At 49.9% G+C, this 2391-nt stretch carries 2 protein-coding genes; one reads left to right on the top strand and one right to left on the bottom strand.

Annotated features, from left to right (window positions below; all coding sequences use genetic code 11):
• On the bottom strand, positions 1 to 1288 hold a 1288-nt coding region (locus VIM87_RS07450), incomplete at its 3' end, for a histidine kinase (RefSeq protein ID WP_331996373.1).
• 78 nt (positions 1289 to 1366) lie between these two features.
• Between VIM87_RS07450 and pheS the strand changes: the two genes are divergently transcribed.
• Positions 1367 to 2386, top strand: coding sequence for a phenylalanine--tRNA ligase subunit alpha (gene pheS / locus VIM87_RS07445; RefSeq protein WP_422653334.1), 1020 nt, complete (start codon positions 1367 to 1369; stop codon positions 2384 to 2386).
• The last annotated feature ends 5 nt before the right edge of the window (positions 2387 to 2391 follow it).

Raw genomic sequence — 2391 nt, 5'->3', positions numbered from 1 at the left:
GTGTAGTGATCATATCCGGGTTTATTTCAAAGGCAATGGTCACTTTGGTGCCGGCCGGCTGGTTACGCGCATCTACCAGGTCGGCCACCTGTATGCTGAAACGGGTATCGAACAGGGATTTGTACAGGTCTACCCGCTCCTGGCACAGGTTCATGCCTTTGGATTGATGCCGGCCTGTTTTTAACCCATTATCTGTATACCTTGCCGCTTCGCTGCGGCCTACCCCATTATCCATGATCTCACATATCACCACCCGCTCATTTTGCTGACGCCATTTAATGTGCAGCTGCCGCTCTCCTGTTTTATTCATTAGCCCGTGCCAGATGGCGTTTTCAAGGAAAGGCTGTATGAGCATGCCGGGTACGTAATATTCGCCTGGGTTAATGTCTTCATCCACCTCCATGGTATAGCTAAAGGCATGGTCGGTACGCAGGCATTCTATTTTCAGGTAATACTGCAGCAGGTCCATTTCATCCCGCAGGGAAATAAAATTCTTTTCCGCATGCATCAGCACCATGCGCAGCAGGCGTGCAAAGCTGGAAATATAATCTTCGGCCTTTTGCATTTGCCCGGTGAGCAGGCAGTTATATACGCCGTTCAAACAGTTGAACAGGAAGTGGGGGTTCATTTGCGATTTAAGCGTTACCAGCCGGAACTCAGCCAGCTGCCGGTGCAGCTGCTGCACTTCAGCCTCCTGCATTTGTGCCTTTTGCTCCGCCAGTGTTTTGCCGATTTTAATGGCGCCGATAGCGGCTATTTTTTCCAGCACACGCAGGTGCATGGGCCTGTAAAAGCCGGGGCGGTGATGTTCGGAATCTATTACGCCTATCACCTTTCCTTCATAACAAATGGGTACGGCTATTTCAGACAGGCGGCGTTTATCGTCCTGTATATAACGGGCATCCTTACTGGTGTTGGAAATAATTTCCGGTTTGCCGGTAATGGCCACGGTACCGGTTATGCCCTGGCCCACGGGAATTTCAAGCGGCTCTTTTATTTCAAAACGCATGGGGTTCTTGGGGCCATAGGCGGCTTTTTGCACCAGCACCTGCCGTTCGGCATCCAGCAGGTATATTACACAATCTTCAAACTCCAGGTGGCGGATGCAGTTCTTGGCAATATCCCACAGGATATCATCGATCGTATTTTTTCCAAAAAGGGAGGTTGCAAAATAAGTAACCGTTGCTTCTGCCTGGTATTTTCGTTTATACCTTAGCAGTAGTAGGAAGAGGATAACAATACACACCAGTAGCGCAATTACTGCCCCAATGTAGCCCGCAACAGTCATAGTGGGTATTTGTACCCTAAAAGGTAAGATTTTTTTGGCAAATGTGAATTCTCTTATCTTTGTTGCCCTATGGAGCAGATAGTACAGCAAATAACGGCCTATACACAGGAAATACAGGCCTTTGAACCTAAAACGGCAGATGAGCTGGAGCAATACCGCATTAAGTTCCTTGGAACAAAAGGGATTGTAAAAGCCATGTTCGGGGAAATGAAGCAGGTACCCAATGAACGTAAAAAGGAGTTCGGGCAGGTATTGAACAGCTTTAAGCAGGTAGCGGAAGAGCGCTATACGCAGTTTGAGCATTTAAAGGACGGCGCCGGCCAAACGCAGGCTGCGGTGGACTTTAGCCTGCCTGCAGAAGCGCACCGCCTGGGCACCCGCCACCCTATCAGCATTGTACGTAATAAGATCATCCACATATTTGAGCGGCTGGGCTATACGGTAGCCGAAGGTCCGGAAATTGAAGACGACTGGCACAACTTTACGGCGCTGAACCTGCCGGAGAACCACCCGGCGCGTGATATGCAGGATACCTTTTACATCAGCAAGAACCCCGACTGGCTGCTGCGCACCCATACTTCCAGCGTGCAGGTACGCACCATGGAAGCCGGTAAGCTGCCCATACGCGTAATATGCCCGGGCCGGGTGTACCGTAATGAAACCATCAGCGCCCGTGCACACTGCTTCTTTCACCAGGCAGAGGGTTTGTATATTGATGAAAATGTATCTTTTGCCGATCTGAAACAAACGCTGTATCACTTTGTGAAGGAGCTGTTTGGCGAGGAGGTGCGCATCCGCTTCCGCCCTTCTTACTTCCCGTTCACAGAGCCCAGCGCAGAAATGGATATTTCCTGCATTATCTGCGGGGGCGAAGGCTGCTCCGTATGTAAGCATACCGGCTGGGTTGAGATACTGGGCTGCGGTATGGTGCATCCCAAAGTGCTGGAAAACTGCGGCATTGATCCTGAAAAATATACCGGCTTTGCTTTTGGAATGGGTATAGAACGTATTACCATGCTGAAGTACCAGATCAAAGACCTTCGATTGTTCTCCGAAAATGATACCCGCTTCCTGGAACAGTTCACGGGCGCGGTATAGCTATA

The organism is Chitinophaga sp. (assembly GCF_036569125.1).
Classification (GTDB): domain Bacteria; phylum Bacteroidota; class Bacteroidia; order Chitinophagales; family Chitinophagaceae; genus Chitinophaga.
The sequence above is the reverse complement of the archived record's forward strand: the minus strand, read 5'-3'. Positions and strand labels throughout refer to the sequence as shown.